This is a genomic window from Cellulosimicrobium sp. CpK407, assembly GCF_051844275.1.
Classification (GTDB): domain Bacteria; phylum Actinomycetota; class Actinomycetes; order Actinomycetales; family Cellulomonadaceae; genus Cellulosimicrobium; species Cellulosimicrobium cellulans_G.
This window is the reverse complement of sequence record NZ_JBGNYC010000107.1, coordinates 1-615: the sequence shown is the minus strand read 5'-3', so window position 1 is coordinate 615 and position 615 is coordinate 1. Positions and strand designations below refer to the sequence as shown.

1 protein-coding gene is annotated in these 615 nt (G+C 69.1%); it reads left to right on the top strand.

Features of this window, described 5'->3' with window-relative positions; all coding sequences use genetic code 11:
- Positions 1-609: superoxide dismutase (locus ABWU78_RS20920; RefSeq protein ID WP_439159396.1), on the top strand; the 609-nt coding region annotated here is incomplete at its 5' end.
- Between the last annotated feature and the right edge of the window lie 6 nt (positions 610-615).

Sequence of the window (615 nt, the reverse complement as noted above, 5' to 3'; positions counted from 1 at the left end):
CCCGAGCTGTCCTACGACTACGGTGCGCTCGAGCCGCACATCTCCGGGCGGATCATGGAGCTGCACCACTCCAAGCACCACCAGGCCTACGTCACCGGCGCGAACACCGCCCTGGAGAAGCTCGCCGAGGCCCGCGAGACCGGCGACTTCGCCGCGATCAACCTGCACGAGAAGAACCTCGCGTTCAACCTCGGCGGCCACGTCAACCACTCCGCCTTCTGGACCAACCTCTCCCCCGAGGGCGGCGGCGAGCCCACCGGCGAGATCGGCGCCGCGATCGACGAGCACTTCGGCTCCTTCGACGCCTTCAAGAAGCAGTTCGCCGCCGTCGCCGCCGGCGTCCAGGGCTCCGGCTGGGCCATCCTCGCCTGGGACTCGATCGGCTCCAAGCTCGTCACCGTCCAGCTCTACGACCAGCAGGGCAACCTCACCCTCGGCCTCACGCCGATCGTGCTGCTCGACGTCTGGGAGCACGCCTACTACCTCGACTACCAGAACGTGCGCGCCGACTACGTCACCGCCTGGTGGAACCTCGTCAACTGGTCCGACGCCGAGGCCCGCCTCCAGCGCGCCAAGACCCAGACCGCCGGGCTCATCGTCCCCGCCTGACGCCCC